The sequence below is a fragment of the Methylobacterium indicum genome (genome assembly GCF_017347565.1).
Classification (GTDB): domain Bacteria; phylum Pseudomonadota; class Alphaproteobacteria; order Rhizobiales; family Beijerinckiaceae; genus Methylobacterium; species Methylobacterium indicum.
In genome coordinates this window covers 2689385-2709219 of the sequence record NZ_AP024145.1, presented here as the reverse complement: position 1 = coordinate 2709219, position 19835 = coordinate 2689385, and the positions used below count along the sequence as shown (strand labels likewise).

15 protein-coding genes and 1 pseudogene are annotated in these 19835 nt (G+C 69.7%); 10 read left to right on the top strand and 6 right to left on the bottom strand.

What is annotated here, in order from left to right; genetic code table 11:
* The first annotated feature begins 60 nt into the window (after positions 1–60).
* Complete coding sequence (locus tag miv_RS12720) at positions 61–801, top strand: phosphorylase (RefSeq protein ID WP_207183039.1); 741 nt, start codon at positions 61–63, stop codon at positions 799–801.
* Here miv_RS12720 and hpnH read toward each other — a convergent pair.
* Together hpnH and ispH are read right to left on the bottom strand one after the other, a co-directional pair.
* On the bottom strand, positions 724–1878 hold the full coding sequence (hpnH, locus tag miv_RS12715) for an adenosyl-hopene transferase HpnH (protein ID WP_048428969.1): 1155 nt from the start codon (positions 1876–1878) through the stop codon (positions 724–726). The genes miv_RS12720 and hpnH overlap by 78 nt on opposite strands.
* A 122-nt stretch (positions 1879–2000) precedes the next feature.
* Complete coding sequence (gene ispH / locus miv_RS12710) at positions 2001–2966, bottom strand: 4-hydroxy-3-methylbut-2-enyl diphosphate reductase (RefSeq protein ID WP_244748979.1); 966 nt, start codon at positions 2964–2966, stop codon at positions 2001–2003.
* Between the two features lie 445 nt (positions 2967–3411).
* On the opposite strand from ispH, the gene miv_RS12705 reads away from it, so the two are divergent.
* The 3 genes and pseudogenes from miv_RS12705 to miv_RS12695 form a co-directional block, all read left to right on the top strand.
* Positions 3412–6054, top strand: a complete 2643-nt coding sequence (locus miv_RS12705; RefSeq protein ID WP_207183037.1) for an MMPL family transporter — start codon at positions 3412–3414, stop codon at positions 6052–6054.
* Between the two features lie 537 nt (positions 6055–6591).
* On the top strand, positions 6592–8067 hold the full coding sequence (locus miv_RS12700) for a SulP family inorganic anion transporter (RefSeq protein ID WP_058619202.1): 1476 nt from the start codon (positions 6592–6594) through the stop codon (positions 8065–8067).
* Positions 8068–8594: 527 nt separating this feature from the next.
* Positions 8595–11982, top strand: a pseudogene (locus tag miv_RS12695) (5'-nucleotidase C-terminal domain-containing protein); the annotation flags it as partial.
* A gap of 78 nt (positions 11983–12060) precedes the next feature.
* On the opposite strand, the gene miv_RS12690 reads toward miv_RS12695, so the two are convergent.
* Positions 12061–12633 carry a type 1 glutamine amidotransferase domain-containing protein gene (locus tag miv_RS12690; RefSeq protein WP_048429108.1) on the bottom strand — a complete coding sequence of 191 codons (573 nt, stop codon included), beginning with the start codon at positions 12631–12633 and terminating at the stop codon, positions 12061–12063.
* Positions 12634–12777: 144 nt separating this feature from the next.
* On the opposite strand from miv_RS12690, the gene miv_RS12685 reads away from it, so the two are divergent.
* On the top strand, positions 12778–12996 hold the full coding sequence (locus miv_RS12685) for a hypothetical protein (RefSeq protein WP_048429109.1): 219 nt from the start codon (positions 12778–12780) through the stop codon (positions 12994–12996).
* 78 nt (positions 12997–13074) lie between these two features.
* Here the strand turns inward: miv_RS12685 and miv_RS12680 are convergent, their stop codons facing one another.
* The gene (locus miv_RS12680; RefSeq protein WP_048429110.1) at positions 13075–13461 is read right to left on the bottom strand and encodes a hypothetical protein; all 387 of its coding nucleotides are present in this window, start codon (positions 13459–13461) and stop codon (positions 13075–13077) included.
* Between the two features lie 165 nt (positions 13462–13626).
* Here miv_RS12680 and miv_RS12675 point away from each other — a divergent pair, with 165 nt between their 5' ends.
* From miv_RS12675 to miv_RS12660, 4 genes are all read left to right on the top strand, one after another.
* Entirely contained in the window at positions 13627–13983 is a 357-nt protein-coding gene (locus miv_RS12675) for a DUF6496 domain-containing protein (RefSeq protein ID WP_058618897.1), read from the top strand.
* A 25-nt stretch (positions 13984–14008) separates the two neighbouring features.
* A complete protein-coding gene (locus miv_RS12670) occupies positions 14009–14215 on the top strand; it encodes a hypothetical protein (RefSeq protein ID WP_058618884.1) in 207 nt (68 codons plus the stop codon).
* A 226-nt stretch (positions 14216–14441) separates the two neighbouring features.
* Positions 14442–14654, top strand: coding sequence for a cold-shock protein (locus miv_RS12665; RefSeq protein ID WP_048429112.1), 213 nt, complete (start codon positions 14442–14444; stop codon positions 14652–14654).
* A 185-nt stretch (positions 14655–14839) separates the two neighbouring features.
* The gene (locus miv_RS12660; protein WP_048429113.1) at positions 14840–15064 is read left to right on the top strand and encodes a hypothetical protein; all 225 of its coding nucleotides are present in this window, start codon (positions 14840–14842) and stop codon (positions 15062–15064) included.
* Between the two features lie 156 nt (positions 15065–15220).
* On the opposite strand, the gene miv_RS12655 is transcribed toward miv_RS12660, so the two are convergent.
* Together miv_RS12655 and ligA are read right to left on the bottom strand one after the other, a co-directional pair.
* Positions 15221–16093 (bottom strand): 3'-5' exonuclease, encoded by an 873-nt coding sequence (locus tag miv_RS12655; RefSeq protein ID WP_207183035.1) that lies wholly within the window; start codon positions 16091–16093, stop codon positions 15221–15223.
* Between the two features lie 32 nt (positions 16094–16125).
* Complete coding sequence (ligA, locus tag miv_RS12650; protein WP_207183034.1) at positions 16126–18606, bottom strand: NAD-dependent DNA ligase LigA; 2481 nt, start codon at positions 18604–18606, stop codon at positions 16126–16128.
* A gap of 432 nt (positions 18607–19038) precedes the next feature.
* Between ligA and miv_RS12640 the strand changes: the two genes are divergently transcribed.
* On the top strand, positions 19039–19308 hold the full coding sequence (locus tag miv_RS12640; protein ID WP_207183033.1) for a CopG family antitoxin: 270 nt from the start codon (positions 19039–19041) through the stop codon (positions 19306–19308).
* The last annotated feature ends 527 nt before the right edge of the window (positions 19309–19835 follow it).

Genomic DNA, 19835 nt, shown 5'->3' with positions numbered 1-19835 from the left:
GCGCGCTCTGGTATGGCAGAGCTTCATCCCCACTCCCCATCGAGCCTCCCCGAGCCCCGCATGACCGTCGTCGAGGACACCACCGGCCCGAACGGGCCCCATCCCGTGCTCGCCGTCACGGGCCTCGCCCGCGAGGCGCGGCTCGCCGCGGGGCCCGGCGTGGCGACGGTGGGGGCCGGGGGCAACCCGGAGCGGCTGCGGGATCTGTTGCGCGCGCGCGTGGCCCCGGGCTGCCGGGCCGTGATGAGCATCGGCATCGCCGGCGGACTCGATCCCGACCTGGTGCCGGGCGACGTCGTGGTGGCGACGGGGGTCAGCGCCGGCGGCGTCCGGCACCCGGCGCACCCGCAGGTCGTCGCGGCCCTCGCCCGCCGGCTCGCGGACGCGCCGGTACGGGTGGTGCTCGCCGATGTCGTGGGGGTGGAGGCGGCGGTGCTGTCGCCGCACGCCAAGGCGCGGCTGCGCGACGAGACCGGCGCGGCGGCGGTCGACATGGAATCCCACGTCGCGGCCGCCTTCGCGGAGGCGCACGGGCTGCCGTTCTGCGCCGTGCGGGTGGTGTGCGACCCGGCCGACCGCGCCCTGCCGGCGGCGATCGCCAAGGCCCTCAAGCCGGACGGCGAGCCCGATCTCCTCGCCGTCCTGTCGGCTCTGGCGCGCCGGTCGGCGAGCGTGGGCGGGCTCGTTCGCCTCGCCCGCGACTCGTCGGCGGCCTTCGCCGCGTTAGGCCGCTGTCGCGCGCTTCTTGGCGTCGGCCTTGGCGTCCCGGATCTCGGAGAGCTTCTGCGCGACGTTGCGTGAGAACACGAACTCGGCCGGGCGCTGGTTCTCGAGGGAGATCTCGGGGGCCATCTCGCCCTCGGTCTTGATCCCGCGGAGCGCGTAGATCACCGGCTTCCACGGCTTCTTCACCGAGTCGACCACCGAGGAGGCCTCGTAGCCCGAATGCACCATGCAGTCGGCGCACTTCTCGTAGTTGCCGGTGCCGTAGGAATCCCAGTCCGTGGTCTCCATCAGCTCCTTGAAGGTCTTGGCGTAGCCCTCGCCGAGCAGGTAGCACGGCTTCTGCCAGCCGAAGACCGTCCGGGTCGGGTTGCCCCACGGCGTGCAATGGTAGGTCTGGTTGCCGGCCAGGAAGTCGAGGAACAGGCCCGACTGCTGGAAGGTCCACTTCTCGCGGCCCTTCTCCTTGCCGAGGCGGAACACGCCGCGAAAGAGGTCCTTGGTCGCCCGGCGGTTGAGGAAGTGCTGCTGGTCGGGGGCGCGCTCGTAGGCGTAGCCGGGGGAGACGGTGATGCCGTCGATGCCCATCCGGGTCACGCTGTCGAAGAAGTCCGCGATCTTGTCGGCCGAGGAGTTGTTGAAGAAGGTGCAGTTGATCGTGACCCGGAAGCCCATCTCCTTGGCCTTCTGGATCGCCGCCACGGCCTTGTCGTAGACGCCGCGCTGGCACACCGACTGGTCGTGCATCTCCTTGTCGCCATCGAGATGGATCGACCAGGTGAAGTACGGGCTCGGCTTGTACTGCGCAATCTTCTTCTCGAGGAGAAGCGCGTTGGTGCAGACGATCGCGAACTTCTTCTGGGCGATGATGCCCTCGACGATCTGCGGCAGGTCCTTGTGCAGCAGCGGCTCGCCGCCCGCGATGACGACGACGGGTGCGCCGCACTCGCGGACCGACTCGAGAGCCTCGTCGACCGGGAGACGCTTGTTGAGGATCTCGTCCGGATAGTCGATCTTGCCGCAGCCCGCGCAGGCGAGATTGCACCGGAACAACGGCTCCATCATCATGACAAGCGGGTAGCGCTTGCGGCCGGTGAGGTGCTGCTTGAGAATGTAGCCGCCGATCTTCGCGACGTACCGGAGAGGAATGCCCAAGACCAAGGCTCCTTGTGTCGTGGTTCGTGTCGGGTGCTGTGCCAAGCGGGCTGATTAGCCCGAAAAGTGGCGGATTTCCAGCAAGCTAGGTTCGAAAGGGTCCAGCCTGCGTGCGTATCGGCCTAACTGTGGCCCAAACTCGACGGGAGCGGGAAGCTCACGCCCTCGACGATGCCCGGCAACGTGGAGATCCGCACGGGGGTGCGACGCTGCAGCGCAGCAATCACCTCGGCGATCGAGGCCTCCGGCGTCGAGGCGCCGGCGGTGAGGCCGAGGGTGCGGATCCCGTCGAGGTCGAGGCCGTCCAGGTCCTCCGCTCCCGCGACGAGGCGGCTCGGGCGCCCGGCCTCGGCGGCGACCTCGCGCAGGCGGTTGCAGTTCGAGGAGGTCTTCGCCCCCACCACCAGGATCAGGTCGGCGACCGCGGCGAGCGCCCGCACGGCGGCCTGGCGGTTCTGCGTGGCGTAGCAGATGTCCCTGGTCTCGGGCCCGACGAGGTCGGGGAAGCGCCGCTGCAGGACCGCGAGGATCGCCCGCGTGTCGTCGACGCTGAGCGTCGTCTGGGTGATGTAGGCGAGCCGCGTGTCGGCGGGGAGATCGAGGGTTTCGGCCTGCGCGACGCTGCCGACGAGGCGGACCGCGCCGTCGATCCGCCCGAGCGTCCCCTCGACCTCGGCGTGGCCGGCATGGCCGACCAGCACCACGGTCCGCCCTTGCGCGGCGTAGCGCTGCCCCTGCATGTGGACCTTGGCGACCAGCGGGCAGGTGGCATCGATCACCGGCAGCCCGCGGCGGGCGGCCTCCGCCTCCACCGCCCGCGAGACGCCGTGGGCCGAGAAGACCGTGACGGCGCCGTCCGGCACCTCGTCGAGGCTCTCGACGAAGCGGGCGCCCTTGGCTTCGAGGTCGGCGACGACCCGGTCGTTATGGACGATGGCGTGCCGCACGTAGACCGGGCGGCCGTCGTGTCGAGCAAGGTTTCGAGCAAGCGCCCGCTCGACCGTCTCCACCGCCCGCACCACCCCGGCGCAGAAGCCCCTGGGCTGGGCCAGCACGAGGTCGAGCCCGTTCTCCCGCGTCCCCGCCACCTGTCCTCCGTCGTGCCGCGCCTCCGGTCCGGGACCCGTCCGTACCGGGCGGATTCCCTTGGGCCGTCGAGGTGTAGGGCGGGGCCGGCGGCCCGGTAAAGGCGGGGGCGCTCGGCCGAACTCCGCCCGGAGGACCGCCCCGGCCGGGGATCCGTTTGCCTCCAATGCGTTGCAATCGGGCTTGCGGGTCATTACCTAGCGCGCCACGGACGTGCTTCCGGTATGGGAGCGGCGTGGGTCCGGGCCGTGACCGCGGGACGCCCGCCGGCTTCGACCATGGGCGCCGCCGGCTCGCGCGCTATACTGGTCCCGGACGGCGCGGGACCGCGGGGCATCGCCAGCGGGGTACCGCCCTGCCGGCGGGGCCGCCGGACCGATCCAGGGGATTTTGCCGGGCCGCCGCGACACGCCGCGCGGCCCGCGAGCTAGAGGCAGGCTTCGCATCGTGATCGAACGGCTCGTGGCGTTTTCCGTACACCGGCGCTGGCTCGTCCTCGTGGCCGCGCTGCTGCTCACCGTCGCGAGCGCCGCCACGGCGGCGCACCTCTTCCGCATCAACACCGACGTCGAGCGCCTGATCACCCCGGACGTGCCCTGGCGCCAGGACGAGATCCAGTTCGAAAAGACGTTTCCGCAGCGCAGCAACCTGCTCGTCGCGGTGGTCGACGGGCAGACCCCGGAACAGGCCGAGGAGGCGGCGACCCGCCTGGTCCAGGCCCTCTCGACCCACAAGGACCTGCTGCCGATCGTCTACCGGCCCGACGGCGGCCCGTTCTTCGACAAGAACGGCCTGCTGCTGATGCCCCAGAAGGAGCTGGAGCAGACCACCGAGAGGCTGATCCAGCAGCAGGGCCTCCTCGGGCCTCTCGCCGCCGACCCGTCCCTGCGCGGCATCATGCAGGCGATGGTGATGGGGGCGCAAGGCGTGAAGGCCGGCCAGGCCAAGCCCGAGGATCTCGTCGGCCCGATGGGGCAGATGAAGGAGGTCTTCGACCGCGTCCTGAAGGGCGAGCGGGCCCAGCTGTCCTGGCAGCTCCTCCTCTCCGGCGGCAAGGCCGAGCCGGGCGACCTGCGCCGCTTCGTCATCGCCCAGCCGGTCCTCGACTACGACGCCCTCCAGCCCGGCGAGAAGGCGAGCCAGCTGATCCGCGAAACCGCCCGCACTCTCGGCCTGACCGAGGCCAACGGCGTGCGGGTGCGCCTGACCGGCCAAGTCGCGGTGGCGGACGACGAGTTCGCGACTTTGGCCGACGATGCGGGGCTGAACTACTCGGTCACCGGCGGCGCTATCGTGCTGTTTCTGTGGCTGGCCCTGCGCTCGGGCAGCCTCGTCGTCGCCGTCCTCATCACCACCTTCGCGGGCCTCATCGTCACCGCGGCGCTGGGTCTCGTGATGGTCGGGGAACTGAACCCGATCTCGGTCGCCTTCGCGGCCCTGTTCGTCGGCTTGGGCATCGATTTCGGCATCCAGTTCGCCGTGCGCTACCGCGCCGACCGCTTCGCCGAGGGGGACCTGGAACGGGCGATCCGCTCCGCCGCCCGCGGCGTCGGCTGGTCGCTGACGCTCGCCGCGGTGTCGCTGCTCGCCGGCTTCTTCTCCTTCCTGCCGACCGACTTCCGCGGCGTGTCCGAGCTCGGCCTGATCGCCGGCGTCGGCATGATCGTCGCTTATCTCTTCTCGCTCACCATGCTGCCGGCGCTGATCGCCGTGCTGCGGCCGCCGGGCGAGAAGCAGGAGGTCGGCACCGCCAGCATGGCCTCGGTCGATCACTGGATCCTCGAGCACCGCAAGCTCGTCCTGGTGCTCACCGGCCTCGTCACGGTGGCGGGCCTGCCCCTTCTCTACTGGTTGCCCTTCGACTCGAACCCGATGCACCTGCGCAGCGCCAAGGTGGAATCGGTCGCGACCTATCTCGACCTCGCCAAGGACCCGAAGACCAGCCCGAACTCGATCGACGTCGTGGTGCCGAGCCGCGACGCCATCGACCCGATGGTGAAGAAGCTCACGAGCCTGCCGGGCGTCGCCGGGGTGGTGGACATCAACACCTTCGTGCCCGCCGACCAGGACCAGAAGCTCGCGACCATCGAGGACGCCGCGCAGGTGCTGGGCCCGGTGCTCAACCCGCCCCGCGTCGCGCCCGCGCCGACCGACCGCGAGGTGGTGACGGCGATCCGCAACGCGGTCACGGCGCTCCGCGGCCTCTCGCAGGGCGCGAAGCCGGACGCGGCCTCCGGCCCGCTCGCCACGATCCAGGGCTTCACCGACACGCTCGATCGCCTGGCCAATGCCGAGCCGCCGGTGCGCGAGGCCGCCGCCGCCGCGGTGGTGCCGAACCTCAAGGCCCTGCTCACCCGCCTGCGCAGCCTGCTCGCCCCGGAGAAGATCACTCTCGAGAACCTGCCCAGGCAGATTCGCTCCGAGTGGATCGCCGCCGACGGCAAGGCCCGGATCGAGGTCCAGCCCAAGGGCAACTCGAACGACAACCTGGTGCAGCGCCGCTTCGCCAAGGAAGTCCTGAGCGTCGCCCCCCACGCCACCGGCGCGCCGGTCGCCACCACCCTGTCGAGCCACACGATTCTCGGCGCCTTCATCGAGGCGGGCCTGCTGGCGCTGCTCTCGATCTTCATCATCCTCTCGGTGGCCCTGCGCCGCCCCTGGGACGTCGCGATGGCACTCGGCCCGCTGGTGCTCGCCACCCTGTGGACGCTGGAGGCGCTCTACCTGATCGGCATGCCGCTGAACTTCGCCAACATCATCGCGCTGCCCTTGATGCTGGCGGTGGGCGTGGCGTTCCACATCTACTACGTGATCGCCTGGCGGGCCGGCGTCGCCGACATGCTGGCCTCGAGCCTGACCCGGGCGATCTTCTTCTCGGCGCTGACCACCGGCACCGCCTTCGGCTCGCTGGTCCTGTCGAGCCATCCGGGCACCGCCAGCATGGGCAAGCTCCTCGCCCTGTCGCTGTTCTTCACCCTCATCGCCGCCTTCTTCATCGTCCCGGCCTTCCTCGGGCCGCCGCCGAAGCAGAAGGCCAAGGACGGGGCGCCGGAGACTGCCGCGCGGCGCGATCCGCTGATCCCGGCCTGAGGGTCGGACGGCGCTCCGCAACGACAAGGCCCGTCCCTCCGCCGAGGGGCGGGCCTTTTTCTCGAAGGGCGCGGGTTTGCCCCTCTCCCCGCGGGCGGGGAGAGGGCTGTGTTCCTGTTCAAGGAACACAGCGAGGCGGCAGCCGAGGGTGAGGGGGTGTTTCCGGACGAGCCTCGTTCGTCGAGACCCCCTCACCCTCGCTCCGGCTGCGCCTGTGCTCGCCGCTGACCCGACAAGGGGTCAGCGGCCCTCTCCCCGCCCGCGGGGAGAGGAGAAGGCCCGCGTCATGCTCGTCTTGGTTGCTTCGTCCGCGGGCCGTGAGTTTATTCCCGCCTTCCGGTTGCGGCGCAGCAAGAACCCGTGCTACGCACGACCCCATGATGCAGGATCGAGCCATATTGGTCTCGCGGCCCACGCCGCCGTAGCGCCCCGCTCTCCCGCGTCCTCTCCTCAACGCCTGCCCTCTCGTGCCCGTCCGCCTCGCGGCCGGCCGTCCTCGCGCGCCTTACCGCGCCCCGTCTCGAAAGCTCACACTCCATGAATCTCGTCCGCCTCCGGCGCGAATGGGCGCCCGACGTCACGCGCGAAATCCTGGCCGGCACCGTCGTGGCGCTCGCCCTCATCCCCGAGGCGATCGCGTTCTCGATCATCGCCGGGGTCGACCCGAAGGTCGGGCTCTACGCTTCGTTCTGCATCGCGGTCGTCACCGCCATCGCGGGCGGGCGCCCGGCGATGATCTCGGCCGCCACCGGCGCGATGGCGCTGGTGATGACGACGCTGGTGAAGGACCACGGCCTCGGCTACCTCTTCGCCGCGACGATCCTGACCGGCCTGATCCAGCTCGCCGCCGGCGCGCTCCGGCTCGGCAACCTGATGCGCTTCGTCTCGCGCTCGGTCGTCACCGGCTTCGTCAACGCCCTCGCCATCCTGATCTTCATGGCCCAGATGCCCGAGCTGCTCGGCCGCGGGCCGATCGTCTACGCGATGACCGCCGCCGGCCTCGCGCTGATCTACGGCCTGCCCTACCTCACCAAGGCCGTGCCCTCGGCGCTCGTCACCATCGTGCTCCTCACCGCGCTCTCGATGAGCCTCGGCCTCGGCATCCGCACCGTCGGCGACATGGGGGCGCTGCCGAGCGAATTGCCGAGCTTCGCCCTGCCCCAGGTGCCGCTGACCCTCGAGACGCTGCGGATCATCCTGCCCTACGCGCTGACGCTGTCGATGGTCGGCCTGCTCGAGAGCCTGATGACGGCGGCGATCGTCGACGAGCGCACCGACACGACCTCGAACAAGAACCGCGAATGCGCCGGCCAGGGGCTGGCCAACGTCACCGCCGGCCTGTTCGGCGGCATGGCCGGCTGCGCGATGATCGGCCAGTCGGTGATCAACGTCTCGTCGGGCGGCCGCGGCCGGCTCTCGACCCTGTGGGCCGGCGCCTTCCTGCTCTTTCTGATCGTGGTGCTCGGCCCCTACGTGGCGCAGATCCCGATGGCGGCTTTGGTCGCCGTGATGATCATGGTGTCGATCAACACCTTCCAGTGGCGCTCGATCCGGACCCTGCTCACCCATCCGACGACGTCGAGCATCGTGATGCTCGGCACCGTGGCGGTGGTGGTCGCCACCCACGACCTCGCCAAGGGCGTGCTGTTCGGCGTGGTGCTGAGCGGGCTGTTCTTCGCCCACAAGGTCACGCGGTTCTTCGCCGTCGCCTCCGCGCGCGAGGGCGCCGTCCGCACCTACCGGGTGACGGGCCAGATCTTCTTCGCCACGGCCGAGGCCTTCCATGGCGGCTTCGACTTTCGCGAGGACGACCTGCAGCGCGTCGTCATCGACCTGACGGACGCCCATTTCTGGGACCTCACCGCCGTCAATGCGCTGGACCGCGTCGTCCTGAAGTTCCGTCACCACGACGTGCCGGTGGAGATCGTCGGCCTCAATGCCGCCTCGGCGACGCTGGTCGAGCGGCTCGGCACCCACGACAAGCCGGGGGCGGCCCTCGCCTCGGGGCATTGAGCGGCTGTCTGATCGGTCATCACGGAGTTGAGATCCTCCGTGTCATCCCGCCGAGGCGGAACAGGATCACCCTACGCCCAAACCAACAGACCATTCCGGGCTCCGCTGCGCGGACCCGGAATGACGAAGAGGGTACGAAGACTGTCGATCGGGTCAAACAGGCTCTGACACGGGGATTGCCCCTCGATGAGCGCGCGATGCTGCGAGCACGATCGTGCCGCCCGCGGGGCACCGGCGCGCATCCGCGCCTGCTCCGGCGGGACGGCCAACCTTCACAACGCTGTCGCACAACGCCCCTACAGACCGAAACCAGCCTGAAACAAACTGCAACAGGGCCGCTTCACCTGTTCGGCCCGCTCCATCGAACGCATGGGAGCGCGCCTCCCGTCGCCGCGTCTGTTCCCGCCCCTTCACGTCCTCAACCGCTCCGCGCGGAACGGCGGCGCTCGCCTCGCAATCGCCCCCCCGTGCGCCGGAGACATGCATCCGGAGACATACGCCTGGAGACATCGGAACCCATGGCCATGACGGTCTCCGACGCCGCCCAGGTCGCGATCAGCGGCGACGCCGTGACGATCGACCCGCGCGCCGACCTCGCGCGGGCACCGCCTACGGCGTGATCGTGCCGAAGGGCGCCCTCACCGACCGCCGGCAACGCCTTCGCGGGCCTGGCGCAGGACCAGCTCGACCTCACCAACCCAGCAGGCCGCCCCGATGACCTACACGCTCCAGATCCTGCACGCGTCCGACTGGGAGGCCGGCCTCCTGGCGACCCAGCGGGCGCCGAACTTCGCGGCGATCGTCGACAAGCTCGAGGACGCGACCCCGAACTCGATCACGCTCTCGACCGGCGACGGCTGGATCCCGAGCCCGTTCTTCATCGCCGGCGCCGACCCGCAGCTGAACGCGACCTATAACGGCATCTACAACCAGGTTTACGGGCTGTCGGGCGCCAATGCCTACGGCAAGCTCACCGCCTCGCCGGGCCGGGCCGACATCACGATCCAGAACATCATCGGCGTCCAGGCCGCGGTGTTCGGCAACCACGAGTTCGATTCCGGCCCCAACGAGGTGGCCAACATCATCGGCGCCAATCTCGGCACGGCGCCGGGCGCTTCCGACGACACCTGGGTCGGGTCGCAATTCCCCTACCTCTCGACCAACCTGAATTTTTCGAAGGACACGGCGCTGTCGGGCCTCGTCCACAAGGACGGCGACGCCGCGACCTTCGCCGAGACCGGCCCGACCTCGACCCAGACCGGCACCGGCGCCGACAAGATCGCCAAGTCGGTGGTCATCACCGAGAACGGCGAGAAGATCGCCTTCATCGGCGCCACCACCCAGCTCGAGCCGCTGCTGACGACGCTCGGCAACGTCACCCTCGACGGCTTCACCGGCCGCGACGAGATCGCGCTGCTCGCCCAGCAGATCAATGCCGAGGTCGACCGGGTGCTCGCGGCCAATCCGGGCCTCGACAAGGTCATCGTCGGCACCCACCTGCAGCAGCTGTCGAACGAGCAGGCGCTGGCCCCGCTCCTGCGCAATGTCGACGTGCTGATCGGCGGCGGCTCGCACACGCTGCTCTCCGATTCCAACGACCGGCTGCTGCCGGGCGACGTGTCGGGCGGCGCCTACCCGCAATTCTTCACCAACGCCTCGGGCCAGACCCTGGCGCTGGTCAACACCGCCTCCGAGTACTCGTATGTCGGCCGCCTGACCGTCACCTTCGACGACAAGGGCACCATCATCCGCGACTCGATCACGCCGCAGAATTCCGGTGCGGTCGCGGTCGACGACACATCCGTGGCGCAGCTCTGGGGCTCGACGGCAGCGGCCTTCGCGCCCGGCACCAAGGGCTTCCTCGTCAAGGAAATGATCGAGGGTCTCGACGTCAACAACGACGGCATCCAGGAAACCGCCGGCGTCGCCGACATCATCCGCCAGCAGGACGGCAACATCCTCGGCCGCACCAGCGTCTACCTCGAAGGGCGCCGCGGCGAGGTCCGTACCGAGGAGACCAACCTCGGCGATCTCTCCGCCGACGCCAACCTCTGGTACGCCAAGCAGTACGATGCCTCGGTCGCGGTCTCGATCAAGAACGGCGGCGGCATCCGCGACTCGATCGGCTCGTTCTCGACCGCGGGCGGCGGCACCGCCGAATTGCCCCCGGCGGCCAACCCCTCCGCCGGCAAGCGATCGGGCGACATCTCGCAGCTCGACGTCACCAACTCGCTGCGCTTCAACAACGCGCTCGCCGTCACCACGGTGTCGGCGCTGGAGATGAAGCGGATCCTGGAGCACGCCGTCTCGGCGAGCAATGCCGGCGCGACGCCCGGCCAGTTCCCGCAGATCGGGGGCCTGAGCTTCTCCTTCGACGCCAGCAAGACCGCCCAGACCCTCGACGCCAACGGCACCGTCACCCGCGAGGGCCAGCGGATCCTCAACGCCGCGATCGTCGACGAGAACGGCCGGATCACCGACACCCTGGTCCAGAACGGCCAGATCGTCGGCGACCCGAACCGGGGCATCCGCACCGTCACCCTCGACTTCCTGGCGACCGGCACCTCGACCGCACCGGGCCTCGGCGGCGACAACTACCCGTTCCCGGCCTATGGCGAGAACAAGGTGGCGCTCGCCTCCGCCACGCCCGGCGCCTCGCTGCCGAACACCGCGACCTTCGCGGCGCAGGGCACCGAGCAGGACGCGATGGCCGAGTACCTGCGCGCCCACTACGCCACCACGCCCTACGGCACCGCCGACACCACGCCCGCCGGCGATACCCGGATCCAGAACCTCGCCGCCCGCGCCGACACGGTGCTCGCCCGCGGCGTCACCCGGATCGGCACGGACGGCGCCGACCGGCTCGACGGCACGGCCTATGACGACCTGATCAGCGGCGGCGCCGGCGACGACATCATCTTCAACACGCCCGGCAACGACATCCTGCTCGGCGGCAGGACCCCGACCGGCCCGACCGGCACCGACACCCTGGTGTTCAATTCCCGGCTCGCCGACACCACCGTCACCCGCGACGGTGCCTACACCCTCATCACCGGACCCGAGGGCCAGGACCGGGTCACCGGCTTCGAGCGCTACCTGTTCGGCGATGCCACCGTCGTCACCGGCGACGGCGCACCCCTCGTCGACGACCTGTTCTACCTCGCCGCCAACAAGGACGTGCTCGCCGCCGGCCAGGACGCCGACGCCCACTACGCCCAGTACGGCTGGACCGAGGGCCGCGACCCCAACGCGCTGTTCTCCACCTCCGGCTATCTCGCCGCCAACGCGGATATCCGCGCCGCGGGCCGCAACCCGCTGGAGCAGTACGACCAGGCCGGCTGGAAGGAGGGCCGCGACCCCTCCGCCGCCTTCGACAACGAGCTGTATCTGGCCCGCAACCCGGACGTGAAGGCGGCCGGCCTCGACCCGCTCAAGCACTATATCGAGTACGGCCAGGGCGAGGGCCGCGGGATCTACGCCGCCATCGGGCGGACCGCCGACCTCGCGGTGCATCCGGGCTTCGACGCCGAGTACTATCTTCTCGCCAACGCCGACGTGGCGCGGGCCGCGACAGGGTCGGGCAAGGACCCGTTCGCCTACGCCTACGAGCACTACCAGACCTATGGCTGGAAGGAGGGGCGCAACCCGAACGCGGTGTTCGACACCCGCGGCTACCTGGCGGCCTATGGCGACGTGAAGGCGGCGGGGATCGATCCCCTGATGCATTACGACCAGTACGGCTGGAAGGAAGGCCGCGACCCGTCGAAGGGGTTCGACACGACGGCGTATCTGGCGGCGAACGGCGACGTGGCGCAGGCGAAGATCGACCCGATGCAGCACTACCTGCAATACGGCGCGGTCGAGGGCCGGGCGGCCCCCGGCGACGCCACCTTCGGCTACGGCACCGTCGGGTAGTCTCGCGAGCGCGCCGATCCACGGAAAAGGCCCGCGCGGCGAACGCCGCGCGGGCCTTTCTCGTCGCCGGAACGACGGTTACGCCGCCGCGCGGTCGTGACGGCCTTCCTGGACCTCCTCGATGATCTTGGCCGAGAAGGCGTCGAGGTCGCCCGGGTTGCGGCTCGTCACGATGCCCTTGTCGGTGACCACCGGCTCGTCGCGCCACTCGGCGCCGGCATTGATCACGTCGGTCTTGATCGAGGAGAACGAGGTCATCTTGCGGCCCTTGGCGGCGCCGGCCTCGACCAGGAGCCAGGGCGCGTGGCAGATCGCGGCGACGACCTTGCCGCTCGCCACGAAGCTCCGCACGATCTCGAGCGCCTTCGGCTCGAGCCGCAGCTTGTCCGGGTTGATCTGGCCGCCCGGGAGCACCAGGGCGTCGTAGGCCGAGATGTCGAGGCTCTCGATGTCGGCATCGACCTTGACCGGGCGGCCCCAGTCGGTCTCGTCCCAGCCGCGGATGCTGTCCGGTGTCTGGCGGGACTTCGGCGCGGCCACGGTCACCTGGGCGCCGGCCTGCGCGAGCTTGGCCTTCGGCACTTCGAGCTCGCTCTGCTCGAAGCCGTCGGTCGCCATGATGAGGATCTTCGCCTGCGTGATGCTCGGCATCGGGGTGTCTCCGGATGATGCGGGATTCCCGTGCAACATCCCGGCCCTGGGCCGGTTCCAGCCCCCGCCCGCCATCTGCCGCCGCGGAACCCCGCCTGCCCGGGCCGGTTGACCCGCATACCCAGACGGACAGGAGGAACGACCATGGCCAATCCAGGCCTGCCCGGCCACGAGCCGGTTCCCGGCGGCATCCCGGGCGATATCCCGCCGCCGATCGCCCCCGACGAGGTGCCGGATACGGGCCCGACCGGGCCGCGCTCGCCCTACCCCGTCAACGATCCGGGCATCACCGACCCGAAGGGTCCCGGCTCCGAGCCCGATTACCTTCCGGGCGGGCCGAGCAATCCCGGCACGCGGTTCTGAACAAACACGAAGGGCGCCCGTCGGGCGCCCTTTTCGTTTCAGCCGCCGGCTCCGGCCAACCGCCGTCGATGCCCGCGGTCAATGCCCGCCATGCGAGCTGCGCACGTCCCGCGGCGCGTTCAGGATCTCGTTGAGGGAGGTGGCGACGTGCCGCGCCTCCTCGTCGGTGAGGCGAAGCTGGAACGGCGGCAGGCCGCCGGCCTGGAGCGCCACCACCGCCTGGCCCTGCTCGTCGGTGCCGACCTCGATCGCCGGCGAGGTCACGTCGAGCATCGCCGCCTCGTCCTCGCCGAGGTCGTCCATCTCGGCCTCGTCCGGCTCGTGCATGACCGTGAGAAGCTGACCCACCGCGCGCACGAGGGCGCGGGCCGCGCTGGCATCCATGATGACCGCGGTCGACTGGTCGTCCTTCTGGAACGAGAGCTGGATGTTAGAGCCTTCGAGGGAAACCGAGATACCCGCCATTGAGAGTCCGACACCGTAGAACGTCGCCGGTATATGGGAGCCCTCCGCCCGAGGCGACAGGGAATTGTGCGCAGGGCCGGCCTGCATCGCTCGAAACACCCCGACATCGACCGCGTTGATCGATCGCAAGGGGCGCCTCCGCGCCCGGACGAGCGGATGACGATCATGGCCGCACGCAAGACGTCTGACGGCAAGACCACCGACGGCAAGACCACCGATGCCCAGAAGGGCACGATCGCCCGGGTGATGCACGAGTTCAAGGAAGGCGAACTGGAGCGCAACGACGGCGAGCCGGTCACCGACCGGCGCCAGGCCATCGCCATCGCGCTGCGGGAGGCCGGCGCCTCGAACCGGGAGAGCCCGTCCGACAACCGGGCGAATTTTCGCAGCACTCGGGCCAAGGAGCGCGACACGCGGTCCCACGCCACCCGCGCAGCCCTCTACGACGAGGCGAAGCGCCGCGACATCAAGGGCCGCTCGCGCATGACCCGCGGCGAACTCGAGCGGGCGCTCAACCGTTAGGCGCGCTCATCGACAGGAGTCCCGCATGACCTCGAAGCAGCCGAAGACCACGACCCCGACCGATGCCGACCTGAAGGGCAATCCCGGCATCGGCACCTCGAAGGGGATGACCATGTCCGGCGGCGATCCGGAGGATCTCGCCGGGGCCAACACCGACGAGGGCGACGTCGCCAACGACACCACGCCTCAGGGCGGCGTCGACCCCAACCAGCGCGGGCGCACCAACCGCTGACACGCGGCGTGCGCGTTGTCGCGGCCGTCCTGCCTTGTTCCGGACAGACTGCGCCCCTACATGGGGATCAGCGGCAACGGGCGGGCGGCCTCGGGCATCGTGCCCGGCAGGGACCCTACGGGCCCCGGCCATCGAAGCTCCCACCCGGACAATTGGCGCTGTCGCACTGTTACGCTCTCATGCGAGGGCGGAACGTGACGGCTTCTAACGAGACGAGGACGACCGCGTGAATACTGGTACTGTGAAGTGGTTCAACGACCAGAAGGGCTTCGGCTTCATCCAGCCGGATAACGGGGGCAAGGACGTGTTCGTCCACATCTCCGCGGTGGAGCGGGCTGGCCTGCGCGGCCTCGTCGAGGGCCAGAAGGTCTCCTACGAGCTGCAGGCCGACCGGCGCGACAGCACCAAGATGTCGGCCGTGAACCTGCAGGTCGCCTAAAGGCGGCCCTCGGCCCGGGTTAACGTGATCTTAACGCTAATTCCGTTAAGGTTACGGAACCTAGGCCGCACTGGAGCGTTGAGAGCCTGCGGGCTCTTCACGCGCTCCGCCGGCGGCCCTCTGGCCGCCCGCCACGCACAGTCGCTCCCTCGCGGAGCGCCGAAAAGATAGAAGAAAAGACATCCATGTTGTTCGAGTTCATCCGGCGCGACGGCGCGCCCACCGTCTTCAACGACGGCCATACTTTCCATGTCGACCGGATCAATCGCTTCGGCGAGGGCGGCTCCACCGATGTGAGCCACCTGATCGACAAGAGCTACGGTTATCATTCGTCCCGCGAGCTGCGCTGGCACCTCGCCGAGCGGTTCGGCCTCGTGCCGAGCGCCGTGGCCCTGCGCGAAGCTCACTGAGGTTTCGCGGGTCTCAACCCAGACCGCCGTCAATCGTACGAGGCGGGCCGCGCGCGAGCGCGGACCCGCCTTTGTCGTGTCCAAGGGCCGCTCGTTCTCGTCGGTCTCCGCTCGCTCCGGATCCGGAGCGGGGTTCGACGGAGGGACCGTCCCCCCTCACCCCAGCGGCAGCAGCCCCGCCAGCGCCGCCACGTCTCCCGGATTGTCCGACAGGAGCGCATCGATCTCCCCGGCGGCGAGGGCCCGGACGTGCCGGCAATCCGGCCGGAACCGCGCACCGGCGCAGGAGCAGCGCAGCCGCAGCCCGTCGCGGCCCTCGATCAGCCGCACGTCGTAGGGCGTGCCGCTGCTGCCGCGGACGACGAAGTGCAGCAGCGGCGCGCGGGTCTGCCGCGGCGCCCCGATGCCGCGCAGCGCCCGCGCCGCGATGCCGTCGGGCGCCCGCGCACCCTCCCCGGCCCGCTCGCGGGCGAGCCCGAGGCGCCGGGCGAGGCTCGCGACGTCCGGCGCGCCGGCCTCCCGCATCACCGCGAGCGCGATCTCCGCACAGGCATAGGCGTCCTCGCCGGCATCGTGGTGGCGAAACGTCACGCCGACCCGCGCGGCCAGCGACGACAGCCGATAGGTCCCCTGCCCCTGGCCGCCCTCGCCCGGCCAGTGCCGGCGGGCGAGCTGCACCGTGCAGAGCGAGGTATAGGCCGGCTGCGGCAGGCCGTAGGCCCGCAGGGTGGCCGCCAGCACCCCGACGTCGAAGCTCGCATTGTGGGCGAGCACCAGGCTGCCGGCGATCTCCGGCAGGAACGGCGCCATCGCCTCGGGGAAGGACGGCGCCCCCTCGACGTCCCGCGGCCGGATGCCGTGGACCCGGATGTTGCCCGGCGAGAAGCGCATCTCGGCCGGGCGGATCAGCCGCGCCTCGCGCCGCACCACCCGGCCGCCCTCGATCCAGGCGAGGCCGACGGCGCAGGGGCTGTCGCGGCGCTCGTTGGCGGTCTCGAAATCGATCGCGAGGGTGCGGGGAAAGCTCATCCCCGCGCTCTTCCCGGCGAAGACGCCGAATTTCAGGCGGAGGCCACCATCGCCAGCCACTCGTCCTCCGAGATCACCTTGACCCCGTGCTTCTCGGCATCCTTGAGCTTGCTGCCCGCGCCCGGCCCCGCCACCACGAGGTCGGTCTTGGCCGAGACCGAGCCCGAGACCTTGGCGCCCAGCCGCTCGGCCGTCGCCTTGGCCTCGCTGCGGGTCATCTTCTCCAGGGTGCCGGTGAACACCACGGTCTTGCCGGCGAAGGCCGCTCCTTGCGCCACCGGGGCCGCCCGTTCGGTCTCGACCTCGGCGAGCAGGGCCTCCACCGCCGCGACGTTGTGCGCCTCGGAGAAGAACTGGATCAGCGAGGCGGTGGTCACCGCGCCGACCTCGCCGTCGTCGGCGAGCGCCCGGTAGGCGTCGCCGGGCACCTGCCCCGCCGCCCGCTCCACCGCCGCCCGCACCCCGGCCGCGTCGCCGTAGGCCTCGGCCAGGGCGGCGCGCTGCGGCGCGGAGAGCCGCGCCACCGCGCCGCCGGCCAGGAGGTCGGCGTCGGGGGATTCGGCCGCCGCGGCGAGCAGCCGGTCGCGGGTCGTGGCCCCGACCCGGTCGAGGCTCGCGAGCGCGATCCAGTCCGGCCCGGGCTGGCAGGCGGCGGCCGCCGCCACCCCCGCCATCAGGGCCGGCATGTCCGAAAAATGCTTGGCCAGGGCCTTGGCGGTCGCCTCGCCGACCTGCTCGATGCCGAGCCCGAAGATGAACCGGTTGAGCGGGATTCTTCGGCGCGCCTCGACCCCGGCGAGCAGGTTCTTGATCGCCTTGTCCTCGTCGTCCTTCTTCTTTGCCGCCTTCTTGACCTCCTTGCCGGCAGCCGCGGCGCGCTCGGCCGAGAGCGCCTGGCGCCGCGCCACCACGGCGGCCTTCAGGGGCTCGAAATCGAGGCGGAAGAGGTCGGCGGGCTGGCGCACCAGGCCGGCCTCGAACAGGGTCTCGATATAGGTCTCGCCGAACCCCTCGATGTCGAAGGCGTTGCGCGAGACGAAGTGCTTCAGCCGCTCCTGGCCTTGCGCCGGGCAGATCAGGCCGCCGGTGCAGCGGCGCACCGCGTCGAGCTTGCCGGTGCGCGGGTTGAGGCCCCGCACCGCGTGGCTGCCGCAGGCCGGGCAGGTCTCGGGGAAGCGGTAGGGCACGGCGTCCGCGGGGCGGCGCTCCAGCACCACGTCGGCGACCTTCGGGATCACGTCGCCGGCGCGCAAGACCACCACCGTGTCGCCGACGCGCACGTCCGACCCTTGCGCGAGGTCGGCATCGTGCCGCAGGGACTGCCCGTGCCAGATCGCCACGCCGCTGCGGATCGGCTGCCCGTCGGCATCGACGCCGTGGACGTAATCCTCGTTGTGGAGCGTCGCGTTCGACACCACCACGCCGCCCACCGTGACGGGCTTCAGGCGCGCCAGCGGGTTGAGCGAGCCGGTGCGCCCGACATTGATGTCGATCGCCTCGACCACCGTGGTGGCGCGCTGGGCCGGGAACTTGTGGGCGAGCGCCCAGCGCGGGGCGCGGGCGACGAAGCCGAGGCGGCGCTGGAGCGCGAAGTCGTCGACCTTGTAGACGACGCCGTCGATGTCGTAGCCGAGATCGGCGCGCCGGGCCTCGATCATCCGGTAATGCGCCAGCATCGCGGCCGCGTCGGCGCACAGCACCGTCAGCGGGTTCACGGGCAGGCCCCAGCCCTTGAAGGCCTCGATCATCTCGAACTGCGACTCGGCCGGCTGGTCCGACATCTCGCCGGCCGCGTAGGCGAAGAAGCGCAAGGGCCGCGAGGCGGTGATGCCGGCATCGAGCTGGCGCAGCGAGCCGGCGGCGGCGTTGCGCGGATTGGCGAAGAGCGGCTTGCCGGCCGCCTCCTGGCGGGCGTTGATGCCGGCGAAATCGGCATGCGACAGGTAGACCTCGCCGCGCACCTCGCACACGTCCGGCCAGTCCGCGCCGGCCAGCTCTTCCGGAATCTCCCGGATCGTCCGCACGTTGGCGGTCACGTCCTCGCCGACCTCGCCGTCGCCGCGCGTCGCCGCGGTGACGAGGCGCCCGTTCTCGTAGCGCAACGACAGGGACAGGCCGTCGATCTTCGGCTCCGCCGTGAAGGCGACGGGCTCCCCGCCCAAGAGACCGAGGAAGCGGCGCACCCGCTCGACGAAGTCGCCGATCTCCTCGTCCGAGAAGGCGTTGCCGAGGGAGAGCATCGGCACCGCGTGCCGCACCTTGGCGAACTTGTCCGACGCCTTGGCGCCGACGCTGGCCGAGGCCTCGCCGGTGCCGGCGAGATCGGGAAACCGCGCCTCGATGCTCTCGAGCCGGCGGCGCAGGGCGTCGTACTCGGCATCCGAGATCGTCGGCGCATCCTCGCAGTGGTAGCGCCGGTCGTGCTCCGCGATCTCCGCCGAGAGGGCGGCGTGGAGGCTCTGCGCGCTCTTGGGGTCGAGGTCGTCGAGGGCGGGGTCGCGGGTGGGGGGCATGGACGCTCGTGACGTGGACGATGTTCGGGCATGAGCTTGGGCGCCCGGCACCGGAGCGGCGGGCCTCTCTGCGTCGTGCCTGACGAAATCTCCCATTTCGTTAACTGTGGCGCCACCCTGGCTCTGTACATACGTTTGTGTGCATCATGGGCGGAGCAGCCTGTGTCGATGGTCAGGATCGAGTGGGACCATGGCAATCGCGAGAAATGCCAGAAGCATGGTGTCACGATCGCGGAGATCGAGGACGCCTTGCGCGGGCAGCCACGGATCGCGCCGGATCTGAAGCATTCGGCGACGGAGCAGCGCCTGATTGCCATCGGACGGACACCCGCCGGTCGATCTTCGTTGCCTTCACGATCAGGCAGTATGGCGACGAGACGTCGATCCGGCCGATCAGCGCTCGCTACATGCACCGCAAGGAGGCTGCATCCTATGAGCATCAAGATTCCTGAATTCGCCACCGATGAGGAGGCCGAAGCTTTTCTCGATCAGGATCTGTCCGGTCTGGATTTTTCGCAATTCAAGCCGGCCCATTTCGAGTTTGCGCCCAAAACGGAGCGCGTCAACATGCGCTTGCCCAAGGACCTGCTCGATGCCGTCAAGGCGTCGGCCTCACAGGAGGGGATGCCGTACCAGCGGTTCATCCGCCGTGCGCTCGAACTAGCCGTGTCCCGGCCGCAAGAAGCCAAGCCCGAGCGCTGAGCCGCGATCTGGGGCCGACGTCGGAAAATTCGAACCGTCGATCGCTCGATATGCGTCCTCGGGCGCGGATGGAGGCTGTCGCGAGTAGTGGCGTCGAGCGCAGCCCCGAGTTGGTGCTCCGGGAAGTGCTCGATGCCGACAGGGTCGAGGCACCCGAAGCGACCCTTGAGGCTGCCACCATGGCGAGATCACGATCGTGTTGTGTTCAATTTGATCGGCAGTATATGACTGAATCATTCAGTCTCTATGATATTATCTGAAATAAAACGTATTTCTGCCCATGTCCAACAATCGCTCCATTCAGTTGCAACGACTTTTCCACATTTGCAAGCTCGATTCGGCCCATCGCACCCGGAGGAACCGCAGCATCCGAAATCTTTTCCGCAAGATACGAGTGAATTTTCAACTACATATTTTGGATTTAAGGCTAATTCATCAATCGCGGTAAGTCGAATGATGCTTGTTTGATGGCCGCCCCCATGAAACATGGTCGATGATCGTTCTTTCATCCGAATTATTAATCCGGG

What these genes read in the sequence shown, in the direction of transcription:
- miv_RS12720 (WP_207183039.1), top strand. Translation starts at nt 61, where the DNA reads ATGACCGTCGTCGAGGACACCACCGGCCCGAACGGGCCCCATCCCGTG.
- miv_RS12700 (WP_058619202.1), top strand. Translation starts at nt 6,592, where the DNA reads ATGAATCTCGTCCGCCTCCGGCGCGAATGGGCGCCCGACGTCACGCGC.
- miv_RS12690 (WP_048429108.1), bottom strand. Translation starts at nt 12,633, where the DNA reads ATGCCGAGCATCACGCAGGCGAAGATCCTCATCATGGCGACCGACGGC.
- miv_RS12685 (WP_048429109.1), top strand. Translation starts at nt 12,778, where the DNA reads ATGGCCAATCCAGGCCTGCCCGGCCACGAGCCGGTTCCCGGCGGCATC.
- miv_RS12680 (WP_048429110.1), bottom strand. Translation starts at nt 13,461, where the DNA reads ATGGCGGGTATCTCGGTTTCCCTCGAAGGCTCTAACATCCAGCTCTCG.
- miv_RS12675 (WP_058618897.1), top strand. Translation starts at nt 13,627, where the DNA reads ATGGCCGCACGCAAGACGTCTGACGGCAAGACCACCGACGGCAAGACC.
- miv_RS12670 (WP_058618884.1), top strand. Translation starts at nt 14,009, where the DNA reads ATGACCTCGAAGCAGCCGAAGACCACGACCCCGACCGATGCCGACCTG.
- miv_RS12660 (WP_048429113.1), top strand. Translation starts at nt 14,840, where the DNA reads ATGTTGTTCGAGTTCATCCGGCGCGACGGCGCGCCCACCGTCTTCAAC.
- miv_RS12655 (WP_207183035.1), bottom strand. Translation starts at nt 16,093, where the DNA reads ATGAGCTTTCCCCGCACCCTCGCGATCGATTTCGAGACCGCCAACGAG.
- ligA (WP_207183034.1), bottom strand. Translation starts at nt 18,606, where the DNA reads ATGCCCCCCACCCGCGACCCCGCCCTCGACGACCTCGACCCCAAGAGC.
- miv_RS12640 (WP_207183033.1), top strand. Translation starts at nt 19,039, where the DNA reads ATGAGCATCAAGATTCCTGAATTCGCCACCGATGAGGAGGCCGAAGCT.